The sequence below is a fragment of the Microbacterium sp. zg-Y625 genome, assembly GCF_030246925.1.
Taxonomy (GTDB): domain Bacteria; phylum Actinomycetota; class Actinomycetes; order Actinomycetales; family Microbacteriaceae; genus Microbacterium; species Microbacterium jiangjiandongii.
The window spans coordinates 2,740,886-2,761,989 of the sequence record NZ_CP126740.1; the positions used below are offsets into that span (position 1 = coordinate 2,740,886).

At 70.4% G+C, this 21,104-nt stretch carries 18 protein-coding genes and 1 tRNA gene; 7 read left to right on the forward strand and 12 right to left on the reverse strand.

The window, feature by feature from the left end; all coding sequences use genetic code 11:
* The first annotated feature begins 47 nt into the window (after positions 1-47).
* A complete protein-coding gene (locus QNO14_RS12820; protein ID WP_257505606.1) occupies positions 48-1,562 on the forward strand; it encodes a beta-N-acetylhexosaminidase in 1,515 nt (504 codons plus the stop codon).
* Here QNO14_RS12820 and QNO14_RS12825 read toward each other — a convergent pair.
* On the reverse strand, positions 1,526-1,903 hold the full coding sequence (locus QNO14_RS12825) for a DUF7882 family protein (RefSeq protein ID WP_257493938.1): 378 nt from the start codon (positions 1,901-1,903) through the stop codon (positions 1,526-1,528). The genes QNO14_RS12820 and QNO14_RS12825 overlap by 37 nt on opposite strands.
* A gap of 250 nt (positions 1,904-2,153) precedes the next feature.
* Positions 2,154-3,209 carry a YihY/virulence factor BrkB family protein gene (locus QNO14_RS12830; protein ID WP_257493939.1) on the reverse strand — a complete coding sequence of 352 codons (1,056 nt, stop codon included), beginning with the start codon at positions 3,207-3,209 and terminating at the stop codon, positions 2,154-2,156.
* A gap of 196 nt (positions 3,210-3,405) precedes the next feature.
* Between QNO14_RS12830 and QNO14_RS12835 the strand changes: the two genes are divergently transcribed.
* Entirely contained in the window at positions 3,406-4,611 is a 1,206-nt protein-coding gene (locus QNO14_RS12835) for an NAD(P)/FAD-dependent oxidoreductase (RefSeq protein ID WP_257493940.1), read from the forward strand.
* Here the strand turns inward: QNO14_RS12835 and QNO14_RS12840 are convergent.
* Entirely contained in the window at positions 4,595-5,611 is a 1,017-nt protein-coding gene (locus QNO14_RS12840; protein WP_257505607.1) for a helix-turn-helix domain-containing protein, read from the reverse strand. The genes QNO14_RS12835 and QNO14_RS12840 overlap by 17 nt on opposite strands.
* Before the next feature lie 387 nt (positions 5,612-5,998).
* Between QNO14_RS12840 and QNO14_RS12845 the strand changes: the two genes are divergently transcribed.
* Positions 5,999-6,757 carry an EI24 domain-containing protein gene (locus QNO14_RS12845; RefSeq protein ID WP_257493942.1) on the forward strand — a complete coding sequence of 253 codons (759 nt, stop codon included), beginning with the start codon at positions 5,999-6,001 and terminating at the stop codon, positions 6,755-6,757.
* A gap of 109 nt (positions 6,758-6,866) precedes the next feature.
* Complete coding sequence (locus tag QNO14_RS12850) at positions 6,867-7,619, forward strand: hypothetical protein (RefSeq protein ID WP_257505608.1); 753 nt, start codon at positions 6,867-6,869, stop codon at positions 7,617-7,619.
* Positions 7,620-7,632: 13 nt separating this feature from the next.
* Here the strand turns inward: QNO14_RS12850 and QNO14_RS12855 are convergent, their stop codons facing one another.
* Entirely contained in the window at positions 7,633-9,723 is a 2,091-nt protein-coding gene (locus QNO14_RS12855) for a helix-turn-helix transcriptional regulator (RefSeq protein ID WP_257493944.1), read from the reverse strand.
* 167 nt (positions 9,724-9,890) lie between these two features.
* On the opposite strand from QNO14_RS12855, the gene QNO14_RS12860 reads away from it, so the two are divergent.
* Both QNO14_RS12860 and QNO14_RS12865 read left to right on the forward strand, forming a co-directional pair.
* Complete coding sequence (locus tag QNO14_RS12860; protein WP_257505609.1) at positions 9,891-10,616, forward strand: alpha/beta fold hydrolase; 726 nt, start codon at positions 9,891-9,893, stop codon at positions 10,614-10,616.
* A 46-nt stretch (positions 10,617-10,662) separates the two neighbouring features.
* A complete protein-coding gene (locus QNO14_RS12865; protein WP_257493946.1) occupies positions 10,663-11,367 on the forward strand; it encodes an alpha/beta fold hydrolase in 705 nt (234 codons plus the stop codon).
* Positions 11,368-11,641: 274 nt separating this feature from the next.
* Here QNO14_RS12865 and QNO14_RS12870 read toward each other — a convergent pair whose 3' ends face one another.
* Positions 11,642-12,484, reverse strand: a complete 843-nt coding sequence (locus tag QNO14_RS12870) for an alpha/beta fold hydrolase (RefSeq protein ID WP_257493947.1) — start codon at positions 12,482-12,484, stop codon at positions 11,642-11,644.
* 199 nt (positions 12,485-12,683) lie between these two features.
* On the opposite strand from QNO14_RS12870, the gene QNO14_RS12875 reads away from it, so the two are divergent.
* Complete coding sequence (locus QNO14_RS12875; RefSeq protein WP_257505610.1) at positions 12,684-14,225, forward strand: alpha/beta fold hydrolase; 1,542 nt, start codon at positions 12,684-12,686, stop codon at positions 14,223-14,225.
* A 33-nt stretch (positions 14,226-14,258) separates the two neighbouring features.
* Here the strand turns inward: QNO14_RS12875 and QNO14_RS12880 are convergent, their stop codons facing one another.
* From QNO14_RS12880 to QNO14_RS12910, 7 genes are all read right to left on the reverse strand, one after another.
* Positions 14,259-15,020, reverse strand: a complete 762-nt coding sequence (locus tag QNO14_RS12880; protein WP_257493949.1) for an SDR family NAD(P)-dependent oxidoreductase — start codon at positions 15,018-15,020, stop codon at positions 14,259-14,261.
* Positions 15,021-15,398: 378 nt separating this feature from the next.
* Complete coding sequence (locus QNO14_RS12885) at positions 15,399-16,283, reverse strand: CPBP family intramembrane glutamic endopeptidase (RefSeq protein ID WP_257505611.1); 885 nt, start codon at positions 16,281-16,283, stop codon at positions 15,399-15,401.
* A gap of 91 nt (positions 16,284-16,374) precedes the next feature.
* Positions 16,375-17,052, reverse strand: a complete 678-nt coding sequence (locus QNO14_RS12890; protein WP_257505612.1) for a response regulator — start codon at positions 17,050-17,052, stop codon at positions 16,375-16,377.
* Entirely contained in the window at positions 17,049-18,191 is a 1,143-nt protein-coding gene (locus QNO14_RS12895; RefSeq protein ID WP_257505613.1) for a sensor histidine kinase, read from the reverse strand. Before QNO14_RS12895 ends, QNO14_RS12890 begins: the two co-directional genes overlap by 4 nt.
* A gap of 154 nt (positions 18,192-18,345) precedes the next feature.
* Positions 18,346-18,434, reverse strand: a tRNA-Ser gene (locus QNO14_RS12900).
* 71 nt (positions 18,435-18,505) lie between these two features.
* On the reverse strand, positions 18,506-19,801 hold the full coding sequence (locus QNO14_RS12905) for an LCP family protein (protein ID WP_257505614.1): 1,296 nt from the start codon (positions 19,799-19,801) through the stop codon (positions 18,506-18,508).
* On the reverse strand, positions 19,798-21,096 hold the full coding sequence (locus QNO14_RS12910; protein WP_308211005.1) for an LCP family protein: 1,299 nt from the start codon (positions 21,094-21,096) through the stop codon (positions 19,798-19,800). The genes QNO14_RS12905 and QNO14_RS12910 overlap by 4 nt, the downstream gene beginning before the upstream one ends.
* Positions 21,097-21,104: the final 8 nt, after the last annotated feature.

Below are 21,104 nucleotides of genomic sequence, written 5' to 3' on the forward strand. Positions count from 1 at the left end.
TCGACAGCCGTTGCTCACCGCGAACACTGGCCGCTACAGGAGTGAAGATGCTCACCATCGTCCCCCGCCCCCGCACGCTGCGCATGTCGCCGGACGAGGAGGCGCTCACCCTCGGCACGACGCCGGGCATCGCGGCGGCCGGAGCGGCTCGACCGGTGGCCGAGCTGCTGGCAGCGTCCCTCCGCGGCCGGGGAGCGGCGCCCTCCGTCGTGGACGCGGACGATGCGGCGGTCATCGTGCTCGAACTGACCGGGCCCGATGGCTCCCGCGGCGCCTCGGACGACCACATCGCGGATGAGTCGTACACCCTCGACATCACCTCCGCTGCGATCACCGTCTCGGCGCCCGAGCGGGCAGGGCTCTTCCGCGGCACGCAGACGCTGCTGCAGCTGCTGCCGGTCGATCTGGCCGCCTCCGCTCAGCTGCCCGTGCTGCACGTCGACGATGCCCCTCGTTTCGGGTACCGCGGGGTCATGCTCGACGTGGTGCGCCATTTCTTCCCCGTCGCCGACGTGCTGAAGCTCATCGACGCCCTGGCGCTGCTGAAGATCAACGTGCTGCACCTGCATCTCACCGACGACCAGGGGTGGCGCATCCAGATCGACAGCTGGCCCGACCTGACCGCGGTCGGCGCAGCCGGCGCGGTAGGCGACGCCCCGGGCGGCTTCTACACGAAGGATGACCTCGGCCGCATCATCGCCTACGCCGCCGAGCGCTTCATCACCTCGGTTCCCGAGATCGACCTGCCCGGACACACCAACGCGGCGCTGCACGCCTACCCCGAACTCAACGCCGACGGCGTCGCCCGGGAGGCCTACCACGGCATCGAGGTGGGATTCTCGTCACTGAGCGCTTCACCTGAGCGCGCGGAGGTGACCGATCGATTCCTTCGCGACGTGCTCGGCGAGGTCGCCGCGCTCACGCCCGGTCCGTGGCTGCACGTCGGAGGCGACGAATCCTGGTCGACATCGGCGGAGGACTATCGCGATCTCGTCCGGCGCATCACGGCAGCCGCCGCCGCCACCGGAAAGCGCGTCATCGGCTGGCACGAGATCGGTTCGTGCGATGACCTCCCCGCCGGGACCGTCGCGCAGTACTGGAGCTATCTGCAGCCGGTGGCGCCGGCCGCAGACCAGGTGCGCGCGGTGGTCGCCCACGGCGGTCAGGTGATCATGTCGCCGGCCGACGTCGCGTACCTCGACATCCGGTACCCCGAGGATCTCCCCACGCCCGGCGGCTACGCGCTCGGGCTGGACTGGGCCGACGGACCGACGTCTTTCGCCGCCGCGTACGGATGGGAGCCCACGGCGATCGTCGAGGGTCTCGCGGAATCCGACATCCTCGGCGTCGAGTCTCCACTGTGGACCGAGACGGCGCTCACGATCGCCGACGTCGAGCACCTGGCGTTCCCCCGCGCTGCTGCGCTCGCCGAGGTCGGCTGGTCGGCCGCCGGCGACCGTGACCCGGCGGAGTTCGCTGAGCGCGTCGCGTCGCTCGGACCCGGCTGGGACGCCACCGGCATCCGCTACGCCCGGCTGAGCGAGGTGCCCTGGCGCGGGTGACGGGCGGGCACGCTGCGCTGCGCATAGCCGGCTCCGACTGCCGGGGTGAACAGCGCCGGCAGACTCAGCGATCCCGTGCGGGAGACCTGATCGGCGAGGTCCCGGATCCGCCGCGGGTCCAGCGCAGCGGGCTCCGGCGAGTCGAACAGGAACCGCAGGGCGATGCTCGGCGCGATCCACAGGGTCGTGCGCCCGGAGGGGCTGTGCTCATCGTGCGGCCAGGCGACGGTGAAGCTCTCGCCCCGCCGCAGCTTGGTCAACATCACGACCTTGAGGTGCGCAAGCAACACGTCGTCGATGTGCACGGGTGAATCGGCGGTCCCGTAATACAGCATGCCCATGGCGCTCTCCAAACCATCGCGGATCAGGTCGCGGAGAGTGTGCAAAGAAGGCGATTGGACGAGCGATTCGGGGTGCTGGTGTGACGGCGATTGAGCGGCGTCTGCGGGACCTGTTGTCCTCACACTAGGCGCTGCGGAACCAGGCAGGGCGGACACGAGCCGGATCCACGTGAGGAGTCTCTCATCCGGATGCCGCGGTGCGCCGGCAGCACTGTGAGCGCACCCGGGAGAGGTTCGTCGTGCCGGGGCCTCAGCCCCGCCCGTCCCCCTCGTGCTCCAGGCGGATGCGACGCCCTTCCGCGACGTCCTCGCGCTCCTTCTCGGCACGCTTGTCGCTCTTGCGGGTGTCTCGCGCCGGCAGCTGGATGTTCTCCTCCGCCGCGATGCCGCCCTGCAGCTGCCGGCCACGCTCGAGCTCGGCGTCGAATTCGGCTCCGAACAGGAGAGCCAGGTTCGCGATCCAGAGCCACAGCAGGAAGATGATCACCCCGGCGAGGGACCCGTACGTGCGGTCGTAGTTGGAGAAGTTCGCGACGTAGAGTCCGAACCCGAGCGTCCCCAGCGCCAGCACGACGATCGCCAGCAGCGCCCCCATGCTGACCCAGCGGAACTTGGGCTGCTTGGCGTTGGGGGTGGCGTAGTACAGCACCGCGACGAGGAAGACCACGATCAGCAGCAGCACCGGCCACTTCGCGATGTCCCAGGCCAGACGCACGCCTTCACCGAGGCCGAGCGCGCCGCCGACCGCGTCGGCGACGTCACCGGAGAGGACGAGACCGATCGCGACGAGGGTCAACGAGACGACGGCGATGATCGTGACCACGAGCTGCATCGGACGCAGCTTCCAGAAGGGCCGCCCCTCCTCGATCTCGTAGATGCGGTTCATGGCCCGGCTGAAGGCTCCGACATACCCCGAGGCCGACCACAGCGCCACCAGGATGCCGATGATCAGGGCGAGCCCGGCGCCGGGGGCCGCGGACAGCTGCTCGACGGGGCCGCGGAGCGCGTCGGCGGTGCCGCCGGGGGCCACGTCCTCGACGATGCCGAGCACCGCGTCGGCGGCGGCGCCGCTCTGGCCGACGACGCCCAGGAGCGAGAAGATCGCGATGAGCGCCGGGAAGATCGCCAGCACCGCGTAGTAGGTGAGTCCCGCCGCGGCATCCACGCACCCGTCGGCGGTGAACTCCCTGATGGTCTTGCCGAGAACGTATTTCCAGGAGCGTTTGCTGATCTCGGTGGGCTTGTCCGGCTTGTCCGCCTTGTCGGGGTGTGGCGCGTCGGTGCGGGTGTTCTGCTGCTGGCTCACTGTTGCCGTCCTTCCGTGGTGCAGGGCGCCCTGGGGCGAGGCCCGTCCAGCAGTATCCGCACGAGCGGCCCCGCCGTGCAGGTGGTTGCCAAGCCCGATGCCGTGTGCTCTCCCCCAGGGCCGCGAACGCCTAGGCGATCCCCCTCCGCCCGGCAAGCCCGTTGGCACGCATCGCCGCACGCCGGCTACTGGAAGCATGACGAAAGCAGCGCGTACGGCCCGGGCGGCCCACCGAGTGGTTGTGATCGGCGGGGGCAACGCCGGCCTGAGCGCGGCGGGGCGGCTGCGACGGGCCGGGGTGCGGCAGGTCACCGTCGTCGAACCGCGCGGGACGCACATCTTCGCGCCGCTGCAGTCGCACATCGCGGGAGGCCGCGCGCGGGTGGCCGACGCGGTGCGCCCGCAGGCGAAGGTCACGCCGCGCGGCGTCCGGTGGGTGCAGGATTCCGCCACCGCGATCGACACGGAACGCCACGTGGTGCAGGTCGCCGGCGGCGCGGAGCTGCCCTACGACGATCTCGTGATCTGCCCCGGCATCCGCATGCTCTGGGACGCCGTCCCCGGGCTCGCCGAAGCCATGCAGACCGAGGCCGGCATCTCGAACTACGACCTGGATCTCGCGCGCAAGGCATCGCCGGCGCTGCGGGACGTGACCGGCGGCACGGTGGTGTTCGTGCAGTCGCCGAGCCCGGCATCCTGCGCCGCCGCCGCGCAGAAGCCGATGTACCTCGCCTGCGACTGGTGGCGTGACCGCGGTGTGCTCGCCGACATCCGCGTCGTCTTCGTCACCCCCGAGCCCGAGCTCTTCCACGTCGCCGAGGTCGACGCCGAGCTGCGGCGAAAGGTCGCCGAGTACGGGATCGAGGTGCGCCGGGGGACCGATCTTGCGAGCGTGGATGCCGGCGCGCGCACCGTGACCCTCGCGCACGGCGGCCGGGAAGAGGTACTGGGCTACGACCTGCTGCACGCGGAGCCGCCGCAGGGGCCGCCGGCCTGGCTGGAGACCTCGGGACTCACCGACGCCCGCGGATACGTGGACATCGATCCCGAGACGCTGCGCTCACGCCGAGTGCCGACCGTGTGGTCACTGGGCGATGCCGCCGAGACGCAGACGCCCCGTTCGGGCGGAGCGATCCGCACCCAGAGCACCGTGCTGGTCGACAACCTGCTCGCCGCGCTCGAGGGACGGCCGCTGCCTGCCCGGTACGACGGCTACTCGGTGTGCCCCTTCACCGTCTCGCGCGACACCGTGGTGTTCGCGGAGTTCGACCGCGACGGTGACCCGGAGCCGACCCTGCCCTGGTGGAAGGGGTCGATGCGGGAAAGCCGCCTGACGTGGATCCTCGACCGCTACGTGCTGCCCTGGGTCTACTGGAACCTCATCGTCAAGGGTCGCGCGTAAGGCGGAGGTCAGCGGCCAGATGGCGCACGAGAAGCGGCAGAAGGGCGAGCGCGATGAACCCCGAGATCAGCTTGTCCATCAGCGACGTGATGATGTTCGACGAGAACACCGCCGCCCAGAACTGGTGCCCGATGGCCACGAGGTTGCCCGACAGCGTTCGGGCGCCCGCGTTGATCGAGAACCCGCCGTAAACGAGCATGATCAGCAGCGTCGCCACGAGCGTGCAGCACACGCCGACGAGCAGGCTGAGCACGAGGACGCGCGAGGGAGAGCGCCCCATTCGCCACTGCCGCACGCCGTATCCCCAGACCAGGGCACCGGCGATGTTGACGACGGTGAACGGGATTCCCACGAGGGTCCATTCGAAGAGCGCGAACAATCCGTGCGTGAGGATCGCGACGGCGACGCCGTACCAGGGACCCAGCGCGACCGAGACGATCGCGGTGCCCACCATGTCGAGATACAGCGGCAGCCCGAGTGTGCGGACGAAGATCGATCCCGCCATGTTGGCGGCGACCCCCAGCGCGACGATGAGCGTGCTGGCCAGCAGGAACGAACGGACGACGGGACGGGACGCGACGGGCGGGATCGCGGCTTCGTCTCTCGGGGCCGGGACGGGTTGCGCAGGGGCGGGGGCGGGTTCGGCTTCGGGAGGACTGGCCGGGGTGGCTGGGGTGGCTGGGCCGACCTCTTCGGCCCGGGCACGCACGCAGTAATCCCGCCAGTACGCCGCCCGCTCGGCATCCTCGCCCAGAACGGTCGCGATGTCCGCCACCAGCCGTGCGTTGATGCGGCGCCGGCCGGCACGGAAGGCATCGTAGACGGTGGAGCGTCCGACGTAGGCGGCGGCCTCGCTCATTCCGCGGGCCTCCCGCAGCCGGCGCACCCGCTCCGCGATCTGCGCGTAGCTGACGTCGCCGGCCGTGAGCCTGAGCAGCTGGAAGTCCGCGACGAACCGGTCCATGAGGCTCCCCGATGGGAGCTGGTCGTTCGTGTGCACTCGCCCCTCCCCAGAGCTCGCGGGCGACGGCCGGCTGCTGAGGAGCATAGCGCGCGGACGCGGGACGCTCGGCTGCGCAGATCGTGGTTCCGGGACCGTCCGGGAACGTCCGGGAACCGCTGCCGGCGCCGTCCGGTTGACCACGCGGCGGTAACTTGGCATTCACTCACCCGCCACCCGACGGGGCCCGACAGCGTCGGCGCACCGACAGGGAGAAGAGACACCCAGGGGGACTGGCAGTCTCGCGGGAGGAGCAGGTGGCCGGGGTGTACCCCGACGAAGCTGTGGCGCTGGGGGGCGCTGTTCCGGCTTCAGTCGAGGGTCAGGCACTCCGGCCACCCCACTTCGGCGTCGGCGTGGAGTCCACGACCTCTACGCTGGAGGGCTATGCGCGAACTGACCCGGGGATTGGGCGATCTGGCCGGCGGCTTCGGGCTCTGGCGTCGACGGCCCGGGCTGATGGCGCTCGGCCTCGTGCCCGCCGCCATCGTGGGCGCGCTGTTGCTCGCGGGCCTGGTGACGCTGGCGCTCTTCCTGCCGACGATCGCCGAGGCCCTCACCCCGTTCGCCGACGGATGGCCGGCCGTGTGGCTCACAGTGGTGCGTTTCGCGGCGGGCACCGCGGTGTTCGCAGCCGCACTGGTGGTCGTCGCGGTGACGTTCACGGCCCTCACCCTGATCGTCGGCGAGCCGTTCTACGACCGCATCTGGCGAGCGGTCGAAGCCGAGGCCGGCAGCGAAGGGCTGGACGCGCCGTATGGATTCTGGCGGTCCGCCGCCGATTCGCTCGCCCTTGTCGTCCGCGGGCTGGGCGTCGCCGTCCTCGCGGCGCTCGGCGGACTGGTGCCCGTCGTCGGAGCGCCGCTGGGCGCGGCGACGGGCATCGTGCTCACCGGATGGCTGCTCGCCGACGAGCTGACGGCACGGGCGCTCGCGGCCCGCGGGATCGACCGACGCTCGCGGCGACGTCTGCTGCGCGCACAGCGGGGGCGCACCCTCGGATTCGGGATCGCCACCCAGCTGTGCTTCCTGGTGCCGCTGGGCGCCGTCGCCGTCATGCCGGCAGCCGTGGCCGGATCGACGACGCTCGCGCAGTCCCTGCTCAGCGGCGGGGCGACCCGTCCGTCGTCCGTTACCGCACACTGAGCGGCGCGCGCAAGGGCAGCTCTCCCCATCGGGGTCCGAGGCTTGCGCACGCTACGGTGGCGCTGATCCGCGGCACGGACGCCGCGGCGGAACCCGGGGGGAAGACGACATGAGCACGGAGACGACCACGCCCGCTCAGCCTGCTGCCGGCTCGACCGGCCTGCCGAGCGCGCCGAAGAAGAAGGTGCCGTGGTGGGTGTGGGCACTCACCGGCGTCGTGGCCCTGGCACTGGTGATCGGCGTCGTCTGGTTCGCAACCCAGGGCGCCGACGATGACGCCGACGACGCCGGCGTCGGCCCGGCCCCGGCCGCTGTGGAAGAGGATGAGCCGGAGGAGGATGCCGACGCCCCCGTGGAGCGCGAGGAGTTCACCGGCACCGGCGACATGGTCGTCCCGGTCGCCATCGACAAGGCCGCCCTGGTGTCCTTCACCTGCGAGGACTGCACCAGCAACGTCCTCGTGACCTCCGACGCCGAGGAGGGGCTGATCGCGAACAGCATCGGCGCGTACACCGGCTCGCGCCTGGTGAACATGGCGGAGGGATCCGCAGTGACGGAGATCACCGTCGAGGCCGACGGCACCTGGGAGCTCGTCGTGGACGATGTCGAGAACGCACCGAGCTTCGACGGCGCCGTGACCGGCACGGGCGACCAGGCGTTCTGGATGACCGGCGAGTTCGAGTCGGTGGCCTTCGTCAACGGCGACCAGCGAGGCAACCACGCCGTCTGGGCCTACCGCAACGGCATGACCAACCCCCTCATCTTCAACGGCATCGGACCTGCAGACGACACCGCTGAGATGACGGGCCCGGCCCTGGTGCAGGTGTCCTCGAGGGCCGAATGGACCCTGACGCCGCAGTGACCCGATGACACGGTCACCCGCGCTCAGCGACATCCGCTTCTGTGGAGAGGGCATCGCGCAGCTGGGCGCGGGTGGTCACCCCGAGCTTGGGGAAGATGCGGTAGAGGTGACCTCCGACGGTGCGTGGTGAGAGGTAGAGCCGCCCGCCGATCTCCTTGTTCGACAGCCCCCCGGCGGCGAGCTCTGCAATCCGCGCCTCCTGCTCGGTGAGGTCGGCCACCCCGACCGCGACCTCGCGGCTGCACGCGCGCAACTCGCGCCGCACGCGCGGCAGCCAGGCGCCGGCCTGCACGCTCATGAGGTCCAACTCCACCCTCAGCAGATGGCGTCGCGCTTCGGCCGTGCGGCGGGCAGCTCGCAGCCTCTCGGCATAGACCAGACGCAGCCGCGCGGATTCATAGACGAACGGCAGCGATTCGGATCTCTCCAGCAGCTCTTCGGCCGGCGTCAGCGTGCGTCGCGCCGCGATCACGGCATCGCACGCGGCGAGCACGAACGCCGCGCGCTCCGACGGCTGCTGCGGCAGGACCGCGCGGATGTACTCGACGCGGGCCATCGCCTCGTCCTCCTGATGCAGCAGCAGGGCGTAGTCGACGAGGTCGAACAGCTCCATCGGGCCATAGGCGCCCACCGTCAAGGCCAGGGCGTCGGGCCTGCGCGTGGCCAGGAGCGCCATGGCCCGCTCGTAGTTCCCCTCCGATGCGTCGATCATGACGATGACGGAGTCGAGCAGTGCGCGCAGCCAGAAGGCGCGGCGCAGCACCGGCTCGGTGAGCAGCCGGTCCGCCCGGGTGCGCGCGTGGTGCTGTTCGCCGCGGAACGCCTCGCCGAAGGCCAGCATGACCTCCGCGCCCACTCGCAGCAGCGGCGCCGATACCGTGTGGGCTGCTGCCTCCAGGACCACGGCAGCCGCAGCCTGCAGCTCGTCCCACTGATGCGTGTGCGCGAGCAGGCTTCCCAGGTATGTGGCGTCGAGGATACGCACGAGCCGGTTGGCCACCTGCCCACTGCCCGCGGCAGAGGGCAGGAACGCGCCCACCCGCAGAGCGCGGTGCGTGCGGAGGATCCGCGCCACGCTGGCGGCCAGCTGCACCCATCCGCGCCCGTCCGCGCCGGGTGGGCACACCACCTGCACCTCGGCGTCGTACGGCGCCGTCATGAGGGAGGCGATCCCGACGATCTCCGGATGCAGCGACGCCGGGGTCGCTGCGGTCAGCCGCACGAACTCGCCCCACGCGTCGACGTCGGCCGCGAGCAGGTTGATGAGCGCGTAGGCGGCGAGCGCCTCGCCGATGGTGTCGGGAGTGAGAGCGTCGCCCCGCAGGCGCGCGAGGATCGTCGTGCGCGCGGCGGCCGGATCGCTCTCGGGCAGCGCCTGGCGCAGAGCTCGCGCGGGCGCGCTCTCGCGCAGGAGCACGCGGGTGTCGGTGTCCGTGAAGCGATACAGCACGTGCTCGACAACGGCGAAGTCCCCATCGAAGGCGGCGATGTTGGCCGCGGCGGCGGCGAGCGCTGCGGTGGCATCCGGGTCGACGGAGGCTTCTGCGGCACGGACGAGGCAGTGCACCGCCCACGACGGCCGGTCGGCGCGCGCGAAGAAGGTCGCGGCATCCACCAGCTCGGACACCGCAGGGCTCTCCCCGCCGAAGAGCAGGTGCAGGGCGCGACCGCGCGTGGCGGCAGGATCGGCGAAGCGCACCCGGGCGGCGGCCCGGTGATCGTCGGGGACGGAAGCGGCAAGCACCGCCGCGCGGTGCGGCGGCGCTCGCCAGCGAAGGCTCCCCCAGTCTTCGATCTCGACGAAGTCGGATGCCGCGGCGCACTCCCGATCCCACGCCGTGGCATCGGTCTCGCCCTGCAGCGCGAGCGCGAGCAGACGCGCCCTGAGGCCGGGCGGCAGCGCGCGATACTCCGCCGCGAGGGCCGCACCCTGTGCGCCGAGATCCGCGAGCCGAGGCAGCGCCCCCAGCCAGTCCGAGGCCTGACCCACCCGTTCCGACGCGTCCGGAGGCACGGCGCCGACGCCGTGGAGGTCTTCGAGGTGTCGAAGACCGAGCGCCGACGGCGGCGGCGCATCATCCGCGTGGCCAGGTCGGGTGACCATGCTTGATCATACGGACGCCTGCCGCTGCGCGGGAGAGCCCCTCGTCATCGACCTGCCGATGACTCGGACGAGTCGATCGACTCTTCGGCCGCGTCGACCCGCTGCCGGACGATCGGTGCACGGGGTGCGAATCGGCGCCTCGCGGCATCCGCAGGAGGGCGCACCGCATGTCCGGCAGCACCGGCTCGAGCACCGTCACGGTCGTCCTGGTGCACGGCGCGTTCGCCGAGAACGCCGGGTGGACCGGCGTCATCAGCCGGCTCGCGCAGAACGGCGTGCGGGCGTTCGCGGCATCCAACCCCCTGCGCGGTGTCGCCGTCGACAGCCGATACGTCGCCGACCGGCTGCACGCCGTGCCCGGACCGGTCGTGCTGGTCGGGCACGGGTACGGCGGCATGGTCATCACGCAGGCCGCCGTCGCGGCCTTCAACGTCGAGGCGCTCGTGTACGTCGGGGCCTTCGCACCCGAGACCGAAGAGACCGCGGCCGACCTGGCCACCCTGTACCCCGGCAGCACGCTGCGCGGGAACGTCGTCGCCACGCCACTGTCGTCGGGTGAGAGCGAGCTCACCATCCAGGCCGACGCGTTCCCGCAGCAGTTCTGCGGCGACCTCGACGCGGCCACCTCGTCGCGCCTCGCTGCGACCCAGCGGGCGGTGCTCGGGCGGGCGCTGGACGAGCCGCTCACCACGGCGGTCCCGGCGTGGCGCACGCTGCCGTCGTGGTTCGTCTACGGGGCGGCCGACCGACTCATCCCGGCGGCCGCGCACGCCCACTTCGCCCGACGCGCCGGGTCTCAGGGGACGACGCGCGTCGAACACGCCTCACACGCGATCGCGCTCTCCGAGCCCGACGTCGTGACGCGCAGCATCCTGGCCGCCATCGCCGGGTGACGACTCCGTCGGCGACCGCCGACGGTACCGAAAGGAAGGAAAGAAAATGACCGACGATCAGCAGATCACCAACGCCGTGCTGGTGCACGGGGCGTTCGCCGACGGGTCGGGGTGGCGTGGCGTCTACGAGAACCTGACGGCACGCGGCATGCGCGTCACCATCGCGCAGATTCCGCTCACCTCGCTCGCCGACGATGTGGCCGCCACCACACGGGTGCTCGACCTGCAGGACGGCCCGACGGTCCTCGTCGGACACTCCTGGGGTGGGACGGTCATCACCGAGGCGGGGACGCACCCGAAGGTCGCTGCCCTCGTCTACGTCTCCGCACTCGCGCCGGATTCAGGAGAGACGACCGCGCAGCAGTACGAGGGCTTCGCCCCGACACCCAACTTCGTCATCGACGTGGGAGACGACGGGTTCGGATTCCTCAACTGGGAGCGCTTCAAGGTCGGTTTCGCCGCCGACGCGACCGACGCCGACGCCGCGTTCCTGCGGGATTCGCAGGTGCCGATCAACATGTCGGCGTTCGGCGTCGCCGTGCCGCACGCGGCGTGGCGCGACAAGCCGAGCTGGGCTGTCATCGCGAGGGACGACCAATCGTTCGACCAGGCGATGCTGACGCACATGGCCACCCGCGCCGGCGCCGAGATCACCTACGTCTCGGCCAGCCACGCGCTGTTCCTGACGCAGCCCGGGGCGGTATCGGAGGTCATCGCGACGGCCGCGCAGAACGCGCTCGTTGCGAGCTGAGCGGGGGCGAGCCGGTCCGTGCCGGGGGCGCGGGCCGGCTCGCGGCGCGAACGGAAGGCCCTGGGTCCGCCGTCACGCGTACCGTCTCAGCTCATCCGCTGTGAAGTAGTTCTGCGTCTGAGGAGTGATCAGCACCAGATACCTCTCGCGCTTCTCGTCGTTCCATACGACGGTTCCGACATTGCCCGTCATCCTGGATCCTGTGGCCTGGACGGTGTCACCGACCTTGAAATCGTTCACTGTTGCGTCTCCTTGAGGTCCGAGGCCACCGACGTCACTTCGCGAGGAAGACGGTCAGCGCGCGGTTGACCTCGTCGGCGTGCGTCCAGAGCAGTCCATGCGGGGCGCCTTCCACCTCGACGTAGTCGGCGGCCGGCACTGCTTGGTGGAAGCGGCGGGCGGTCGCATCGATCGGGAGGATGTTGTCCTTGGTGCCGTGCAGGATGAGCGTGGGCTTCCCCACCGCTCGTACCGCCTCCACGTCCCCGCGGAAGTCCTCGATCCAGGACGAGACGACCGCGTAGGCGGCGACGGGTGCGCTGCCCGCCGCGACGTTCCAGCTGCCGGCCACGGCCTGCTCGCTGATGCGGGATCCGAGGTTCTCGTCGAGGTTGTAGAAGTTCTTGTAGAAGTCGGTGAACCAGGCGAAGCGGTCGCCCTTGGCAGCGGCCTCGATACCGTCGAACACCCCCTGAGGAACGCCTTCGGGGTTGTCGTCGCGCTGCACGAGGAAGGGCTGGAGCGAAGCGAGGAAAGCGAGCTTGGCGACGCGATCGTGTCCGTAGCGGCCCACGTAGCGGGCGAGCTCGCCGGTGCCCATCGAGAATCCGACCAGAACGACATCCTGCAGCTCGAGAGTCTCGAGCACCGTGTTGAGGTCGGCCGCGAAGGTGTCGTAGTCGTAGCCCGCGTTCACCTTTGATGACTGGCCGAAACCCCGGCGATCGTACGTGATGACCCGGTATCCCTGGGCGAGCAGTTCCCGGGTCTGACGCTCCCAGCTGTGCCCGTCGAGCGGGTACCCGTGGATGAGGACGACGGGCTGGCCGGCCCCCTGGTCTTCGTAGTACAGCTCGATCGGTGCGCTGTTCTCGTTTCCGACGGTGATGTAGCCCATGATGCTGATCCTTTCGATTGCGGCAGCGGCGGAGCGCCGGCACCCGCCGCAAGCGAACACCGTGTTGCGAGAACCGGGTCAACTGCCCCGGGCGAGTGCGTGCGGACTCGCTTGACCCTGTTCCCGGGACAGACCCTTCGCTGGGCATATGACATACACAGACCAATCGGAACGAGGACGGGTCCGGCGCCTCACGGCCTTGGCCGCCGTCGGGATCATGACGATGCTGATCAGCGCATGCACGGCCGACGCGACTGCCGAGCCGGACGCAACCGCACCGGGTGCCCTGGATCAGTTCTACGGGCAGGACGTCGAGTTCGGCGGCTGCGAGGATTTCGCACAGACAGAGGCCGCTTCGCAGTTCTTCGCGCAGGAGACCCTCGAGTGCACTCACCTCGCCGTGCCGATGGACTATTCCTCCCCGTCTGAGGAACGCATGCAGATCGGCGTGCTGCGGGTTCCCGCACAGGGAAGCCCCGAGGAACGGATCGGGTCGCTCATCATCAACCCGGGCGGGCCCGGGGAATCGGGGATGCTCATTGCGGCCGCCCTCAGCCTCAGGCTCGCGGGATCTCCGGTGCTGCAGCGGTTCGATCTGGTCGGCGTCGACCCCCGAGGCGTGGGCGCCTCCACGCCGTCGATCCGGTGCTTCACCGATGCCGAACGCGACGCCGGCGCGGCCAAGACGACCCTGGTCGGAGCGTCCGGCGCGTGGACGGCGGAAGACACCGCCGCTCTCGTCGACAGGTGCGCGCAAGCGTCCGGAGGAGAGAAGGTCCTGGCCGCCGTAGGCACGCGGGATGCCGCCCGCGATCTCGATGTGGTGCGCGCCGTGCTCGGCGACGAAAAGCTCACCTTCTTCGGCATGAGCTATGGAACCCGCCTGGGTGCCATCTATGCCGAGCAGTTTCCGGACAAGGTCCGCGCCATGGTGCTCGACGGCGGTGTCGATCCGCGTGCGGACGGCGCTGGCCAGCGGATGGCGACCCTGTCCGGGTTGCAGCGATCCTTCGAGCAGCTTGCCGCCTACTGCGCGGACACTCCCGATTGTCCGCTCGGCACGGACCCGGGCCAGGCCACGGGCGTGTTCCAGCAGCTGGTCCAGCCCCTTGCGGATGAGCCCGTGCCGGCGGGCGACGGCCGAACGGCCGACTTCGATCAGGTCATCGGCGGAGTCGGCGCCAGCCTCTACACCCAAGAGGGCTGGGACGCAGCCATCGCGGGCATCGCGCAGTTGAAGAACGAAGGCCGCGCGGATCAGCTGCTCGCCCTCAACGATCTGTACACCGGTCGCGGGACCGACGGGGTCTGGTCGACCTTGCTCGACGCGAACTTCGCGATCAACTGCATGGACGAGGAGCGTCGCACCCCGGAGGCGGAGGAGGTGCTGCGTGCTCAGGTCGCTCGGACCAGTCCGTGGCTGGACTCCGGCGAGGATTTCGTCGGCAGCACACGCCACGCATGCGAGGCCTGGCCCGCCGATCCCACCCTCGGATTCCCCTACGCCCAGGACATCTCGGGGCTGCCCGACACGCTTGTCATCTCCATCACCGGGGACCCCAGCACTCCGCACGAAGGTGGCATCAGCCTCGCCGAGTCTCTGGGGGCGGCTCTGCTGACCGTCGAAGGCGAACGGCACACGATCGCACTGCAGGGCATCAGTCCCTGCGTCGACCAGGCTGTCGCGGACTACCTGATCGACCTCGCACTGCCGCCGGCGGACGCGCGGTGCACCCTGTGATCGCCACGTTGCCGTTGGCTGGGACCAGCGCTCCTACGGACGAAGATACGACGCACCGTTGGCGTCGAGGATCGCCCCCGATGACCACGCTGCCTCGGGCGAAGCAAGCCAGAAGACCGCCTCGGCGATCTCCTCCGGGGTGCCGACCCGCCCGAAGGGGCTCTGCGCTCTGAGCGCGTCGCCCTCGGTTCCGTCGAGCTTCGCCAGCTGGCGCGGCGTGGCCACGAAACCGGGGGCGACCGATGTCACGGAGATCCCCTGCGGAGCGAGGGCGACCGCGAGCGACTGCCCGAGGGCATGAAGACCGGCCTTGCTTGCCGCATACGCCGGGAACTCAGGTTCGCCGCGGAACGCGCCGCGCGACCCGACGTTGACGATGGCGCCCGGCGAGGAGCGACCGATGAGGTGATTCGCGAACGCCCACGCCAGGTTCGCGGCCCCCAGAAGGTTGACGTTCACCATCTGCCGGAATGCGGCGTTCCACTGCTCGTACGGCGTTTCGCCGATCACGTGACGGTTGGAGGGGCCCGGCGCCACGGCGGCATTGCAGACGAGGACGTCGAGCGGGCCGACCGCCTCGATCGCGGCGGCGACGATGTTCAGCCCACCGTCAGGCACGCCGACGTCGCCGGTGATGACCGCATGGCCGGTGCCCTCGAGGGAACGAAGAGTCTCCTCGGCCCCGGCGTGGTTCGTGGCATAGTGCACTGCCACGCGATCGCCGGCGCCGGCGAACCGTCGTGCCACGGCGGCGCCGATGCCGCCGGAGGCTCCGGTGATGAGGACCGTCCTCATGACGCGTCACCTCCGACTCGTGTCGACGACCGAAAACCGATGATCCGCATCCGGCAAGCTCACCCTCATGCCGAACGCACGATCCGAGGCTACTCGACCGGACTCGGGCGGGCGCCTGCGCGCCGAAACGAGGAGATCTGCCGGAATGCGGGCGCATTTCCCGCAGGCATCCGCATTCCGGCAGATCACCGCAGCCCGGCGACGCGGGGCGTTCCGGCTGAGGCCGGAATCAGTTCAGATCCTCGGCCGCGGCGGCGTGGGCGTGTTCGGAACCCAGATTGCCGTCCGAACAGGGGCTCGGGTGATCGTCGGCGCCGGACGACAGACACACGAGGAGCGGAGGGTTCGCGCGCGCGGACCCTCCGCTCCTCGTTCACCTCACGATGTACGTGCGCCGACCGCGGGTGCCGTGAGCTTTCCTGTCGCACGCGCCCGCCGGTCGGCCGCGACGATCGCGGCGATCATGAGGGCGGAGAGCACGGCACTGATGGCGACGGGGACGACCGATGCCTCGACCCCGAACTGTCCTCCGGACAGCCATACGGACCCATGCGCGGTGCCGGCGAGCAGGCCGGGCTCAGCCAAGCCCGAGACAGGGATCCCGAGCAGCCCCTGCACGGCGTTCCATCCGAAGTGGAGCCCGATCGGGAACCACAGGGAACGCCGCCAGAAGAACGCGGCTCCGAGGAGGATGCCGGCTTCCAGCGCGATCGCGAACGCGCTCCACCATGTGGCGCCGGGGTTCAGAAGGTGCGCGGCTCCAAACAAGGCGGCGGTGATGCCGAGCGCGATCCACCGCCCGGTGGCAAGCGAGATCGACTGCAGCAGAAGCCCGCGGAAGACGATCTCCTCGACGACCGCCGCTCCGACGCTCACCGAGAGGACGGCGAGGAGAACCGAGGCGGGGTTCTCGTCACCCCACTCGAAGGTCAACCCTCCGAGCAGAGCGACGATGCCGACAGACGTAACGATGAAGGCGACGCCGACGCCGATCCCACCGAACAGTTCCCGGGCGGCGCCGCGCGCAGCGAGCTCCGGGGTGCTCCGCCCGCCGAGGCGGCGTTTGATGAGGATGTAGAGGAGGACGGCCGCGACGGCGCTCACGACGGCTGCGGCGGATGAGCCGATCGGCCCGAAGATGCCGCCGAGCGCGAGAAGCGCGCCCGTGAGGCCGTAGATGACGACGACGCCGACGGCAGTCCATACAAGGGGGTGGCGAACCCATCGCAGCCGGGGGCGGCGTGGGGTCGTGGAGGTGTTCATTTTTGTTGTCCGTTCCGCGTGGTTATGACGCTCCACGAAAAATATGCCGAGCGACCACCTGCACCCATCCCCCAAAGGTCGACAATCGGGATCAGTCGTCGACCAATCCGGAGCGGTAGGCGAGCACCACCGCCTGGACGCGGTCGCGCACCTGGAGTTTCGCGAGCACACGCGTCACATACGTCTTCACCGTTTCGCGCGTGACGACGAGCGCCCCAGCGATCTCGGCATTCGACATCCCGTGAGCGAGCGCCTTCAACACGTCCAGCTCGCGCGGCGTCAGCGTCGCGATGAAGTCCGTGGCCTCCGCATCCGGGCGCACCCGGCCCGCGAACGCACCGATGAGCCGGCGCGTGACGGCCGGTGCGAGCAGCGCCTCGCCGCGCGCGACGGTGCGGATGCCGGCGAGGAGGTCCTGTGGTGGAGTGTCCTTCAGCAAGAAGCCGCTCGCACCGGCCCGCAGCGCCTCGAAGACGTACTCGTCGAGGGAGAAGGTCGTGACCACGAGCACCCGTGGCGCGCCATCGCCGGCCAGCGGCCCCGCGATCGCGCGCGTCGCAGCGATCCCACCCAACCGAGGCATCCGCACATCCATGAGGATGACGTCGGGGTGGCTCCGCGCGGCAAGCGCGATCGCCTCCTCCCCGTCACTGCCTGTGGCCACCAGCTCCATGTCAGGTTGGGCGCGGATCGCGCGGGCGAAGCCCTCGCGAATGAGTGGCTGGTCGTCGACGACGGCGACCCGAATGAGGCTGGATGCGTCGGTCACCGCACGGCCTCCGGCAGTCGAGCCTCGACGACGAACCGCCCGTCGGAGGTCGGGCCGGCTCGGAACGACCCACCCACCTGCTCGATACGCGCCGCGCTGCCTGCGAGCCCACGCCCATCCGAGGACAGGGGCTTCCTGGCCCGTCCGAGTGCGTTCGTCACGCGCAGCACGGCACTATCGCCCTCGCGGAAGTACTCCACTTGCACCGGTGTCCGGGGGGCGTGTTTGAGAGCGTTGGTGGCGGCCTCCTGCGCAACGCGTCGCAGCGCGGCTGCAGCATCCGCAGACAGGACGGGCTCGGGAACGTCCTCGTGCACCTCGACCTGATGGCCGGCCTCGCGCAGCCGCGTCACGAACTGGTCGATGGCGGCCGACACGGTCGGCTGCATCGGAGCGCCGGCGCCCTCCGCATGGAGGGCGCCGAGGAGCTCGCGCAACTCGCCCAGCGCCTCCCGTCCCGTCCGCCCGATGCCGGCAAGGGTCTCATCGCGCGCTGCACGCTCGTCCGAGGGAAGGAAGGCCGCGGATTCCGCCTGCACGACCATGGCCGTCACGTGGTGGGTGACCACGTCGTGCAGGTCCCGGGCGAGCAGCACGCGCTCTTTCCGCACCGCGCCCGCCTCGGCCTGATGAACACGCCCCGCCTGGCTCGCCTGCCGCAGGGCGACGAAGCGACCGATCGTCCAGGGCAGCGCCAGCACCGCCGCGAAGGTCGCGAAGCCCAGTGGGGGCTCGGGGGAGCCGAGAGCGAGGAGCGTGAGCGCGAGCGCGAGATACATCGCCCCGATGACCCCCGCGGTGATCCACGGGCGGCGGCCATGGGCGCCGACGCTGTACAGAGCGATCGGGAGGGCGACGCCGGCCGCGCCCGTGGTGGTTCCGGTTATCTCGGCGATGCAGAAGGCCGCCCCGACGACAAACATCGCGACACGCGGCGCGCGGCGCCGCAGTACGAGGGGGAGAGCTTGCGCAGCCTGCAACAAGATCGCGATGGGCCCGGTGCTGGGCCCATCCAGTGCTCCCAGGACAGTACCGGGAATACCGAGCGGCAGGACGGCGACGAGGAGAAGACCGATCCCCAGTGCGCCGTCCTGAACCTCCGGGCGTGCGATGGCACTGCGAAAGGCTGACGGGTGCATAGGGACATCCTGGCCCGCTGCTGCGACGGACGGGCCAAGCGCCAGGCGGCACGCAGGAGGAACGGTTCCGCAATCCGTCGCAGAACCTGTCCGACGGGATCGAGCGGTAGCATCGCCAAACCCAAAAATCCCCCGGCTTACCGGGGGATTTACGCGGAGACGGAGGGATTTGAACCCTCGGTCCCCATAAGGGGACTCCACCTTAGCAGGGTGGTGCACTAGGCCTGACTATGCGACGTCTCCAGGCATCCGGCGACAAGCGACGGATGCGCTCAGCCATCATAACCCGCTCGCGCACCCCGCGATGAACACGCTCACTCGCCGACGTTGCCCACCGAGCAGGTCTCCTGCGCGGCGGTGGAGCCCGTGATCGACTCGGGCAGCACGACGGTGCCCTCCGCGGGCGGCGCGGGGTCGACCGGCGTCTCCCCCGCGCCGGGGTCGGCGCCGTCCGCGGGCGGGTCGGTCGGCGCCCCGGCGGTCGGAGGCTCGACCACCACGACGGCGTCGTTCTTGCCGGCCTCGCCGGTCAGCTGCAGCGGCTGGTTGGCCACCAGCGCATCCCACAGCTGTTCGGCGGCGTCGTAATCGGGAACGACCCGGGCCATGTCGTACGGGTCCTCGAGGGTGGGGTACTGCAGAAAGGTGATGTCGTCGAACGGGACGTCCTTCGCGGCGAGCGCGATCTGCACCAGGCGCACGGGATTGGCGAGCGAGTCACTCGGGGTGACGTTGTTCACCGCGGTGCCGGCCAGCTTGCCGAGCGTGCCGACGTCGGTGAGCACCTCGTCGCTCACGAGCTTGCGCACGAGGCGCGACATGTACTGCTGCTGGTTCGAGATGCGACCGAGGTCGGAGCCGTCGCCCACGCCGTGCCGCGTGCGCAGGAACTGCAGCGCCTCGAAGCCCGACACGGTGCGCATGCCGGCGGGCCAGTCGATGCCGGTGTGGCGGTCGCGGATGCCACCGCCCGCGATGCAGACGTCGACGCCGCCGATGGCGTCGGTGATGTTGATGACGTTGCCGAAGGTAACCTTCGCGGCATACGGCACGCTCAGCCCGCTCAGCTCGGACAGCGTGTCGACGACGCACCCGAGGCCGCCGTGGCCGTAGGCGGCGTTGAGCTGCTGCTTGCGCAGGGCGGGCGCGATCGTGCCGTCCTCGCTCGTGCACGACGGGATCGGCACCATGAGGTCGCGCGGAAACGACACCACGGTCACCCGCCGCGGAGCGTCCGAGATGTGCACCAGCAGGTTGACGTCGTTGAGCTTGCCCGCCGCATCGGCCCCCTTGCAGCGGCCGCCGAACGAATCGGCGATCTCCTCTTCGCACTCGTCGGTGCCCGTCACGACCATCGTGATGGGCCCCGGCAGCGGGCCGAGGCTCGGCGGCTCGGCCGGCTCGTCCTCGAGCGCGACGGAGTTGGCCGCGAAGTCCGTCACGAGCCCCACGGCCGCGTAGCCGACCACGCTCGCGGCGGAGACGACGACAACCCCCGCGATCACGCCGAGCACGGTCAGCACCTGCATCAGCGGGTGCGGTTGCCTCAGCACGCCGTGGCGGGCGACGGGAAGCCGCCGACCGCGGGTCGGGTCGCCGCGCCCAGTCATCCCCCCAGATTACCGTTTGAGCAGGTCTCCTGCGCGGCGGTCTGCCCGGGGATCGACGACGGCAGCGTCACACCGGGCGCGGGGGTCTCCCCGGGGGTGGCGGCGTCACCGGGCGCCGCGGGGTCGACCGGCGCCACATCCGGGTTCTCCGGATCCACGACGACGACACCGTCGCCCTGGCTGGCTTCGCCGCTCAGCGTGATCGGCTGGTTCGCCTCGAGCGCCGCCCACAGCGCCGCGGCGGCATCCTCGTCGGGCGCGACGCGGTTGGGATCGTACGGGTCTTCCACGACCGGGTACTGCACGAAGACGATCTCCTCGAAGGGCACGTTCTTCACCGCGAGGGCGATCTGCACGAGCGTCACCGGGTTGGTGAGGCTCTTGCTGGGGGTGACGTTGTCGACCGCGGTGGATGCCAGCGAATACAGCGTCGCCGGGTTCGAGAGCACCTCGTCGCTGACGAGCTTGCGCACCAGGCGCGACATGTACTGCTGCTGGTTCGAGATGCGGCCGAGGTCGCCGCCGTTGCCCACCCCGTGCCGCGTGCGCAGGAACTGCAGCGCCTCCACTCCCGAGATGGTGCGGTTTCCCGCCTCCCAGTCGATGCCGGTGTGGTGATCGCGGATGCCGTTGGCGATGCAGACCTCCACCCCGCCGATCGCGTTGGTGATCTCGATCACGCCGCCCCAGGTCACCTTGGCGGCGAACGGGATGTCCTGACCGGTCAGCTCCGAGATCGCCGCGGCGACGCACGCGAGCCCGTTCTCTCCGCCGTTGGTGTACGCCGAGTTGAGCGGCTGCCTGCTCGTGGCCGGGGTCACCGTGCCGTCGGAGTGCGTGCACGACGGGATCGGCATCATGAGGTCGCGGGGGAACGAGACCACGGTGACGCGGCGAGGAGCGTCGGAGATGTGCACGAGCATGTTGACGTCGTTCAGCTCGCCGGCGGCATCCGCCCCCGTGCACCGGTCGCCGAAGTATGCGGCGTACTCGGGCTCGCACGCGTCGGTGCCCGCCAGCAGCAGATTGACGCCGCCCTCGATGGCCCCGATGTCCGGGGGCACGGGGCTCTGGCCTTCCAGGTCGACCGACCCATCGGCGAAGTTCGAGGCGAGGTCGTAGGCGGTGTACGCCGCCACGCTGACACCCGACACCAGCACGACCGCCAGCGCCACCGCGAGCACCTTCATCAGCTGCGCGAAGGGACCGGGCGTGCGCTGCACGCCGTGGCGGGCCAGCGGCCGCCGACCGGACGAGGGCGCGCTCGCGCCGCTCGGGTCGGATGTGGCGATCACGGACGTCT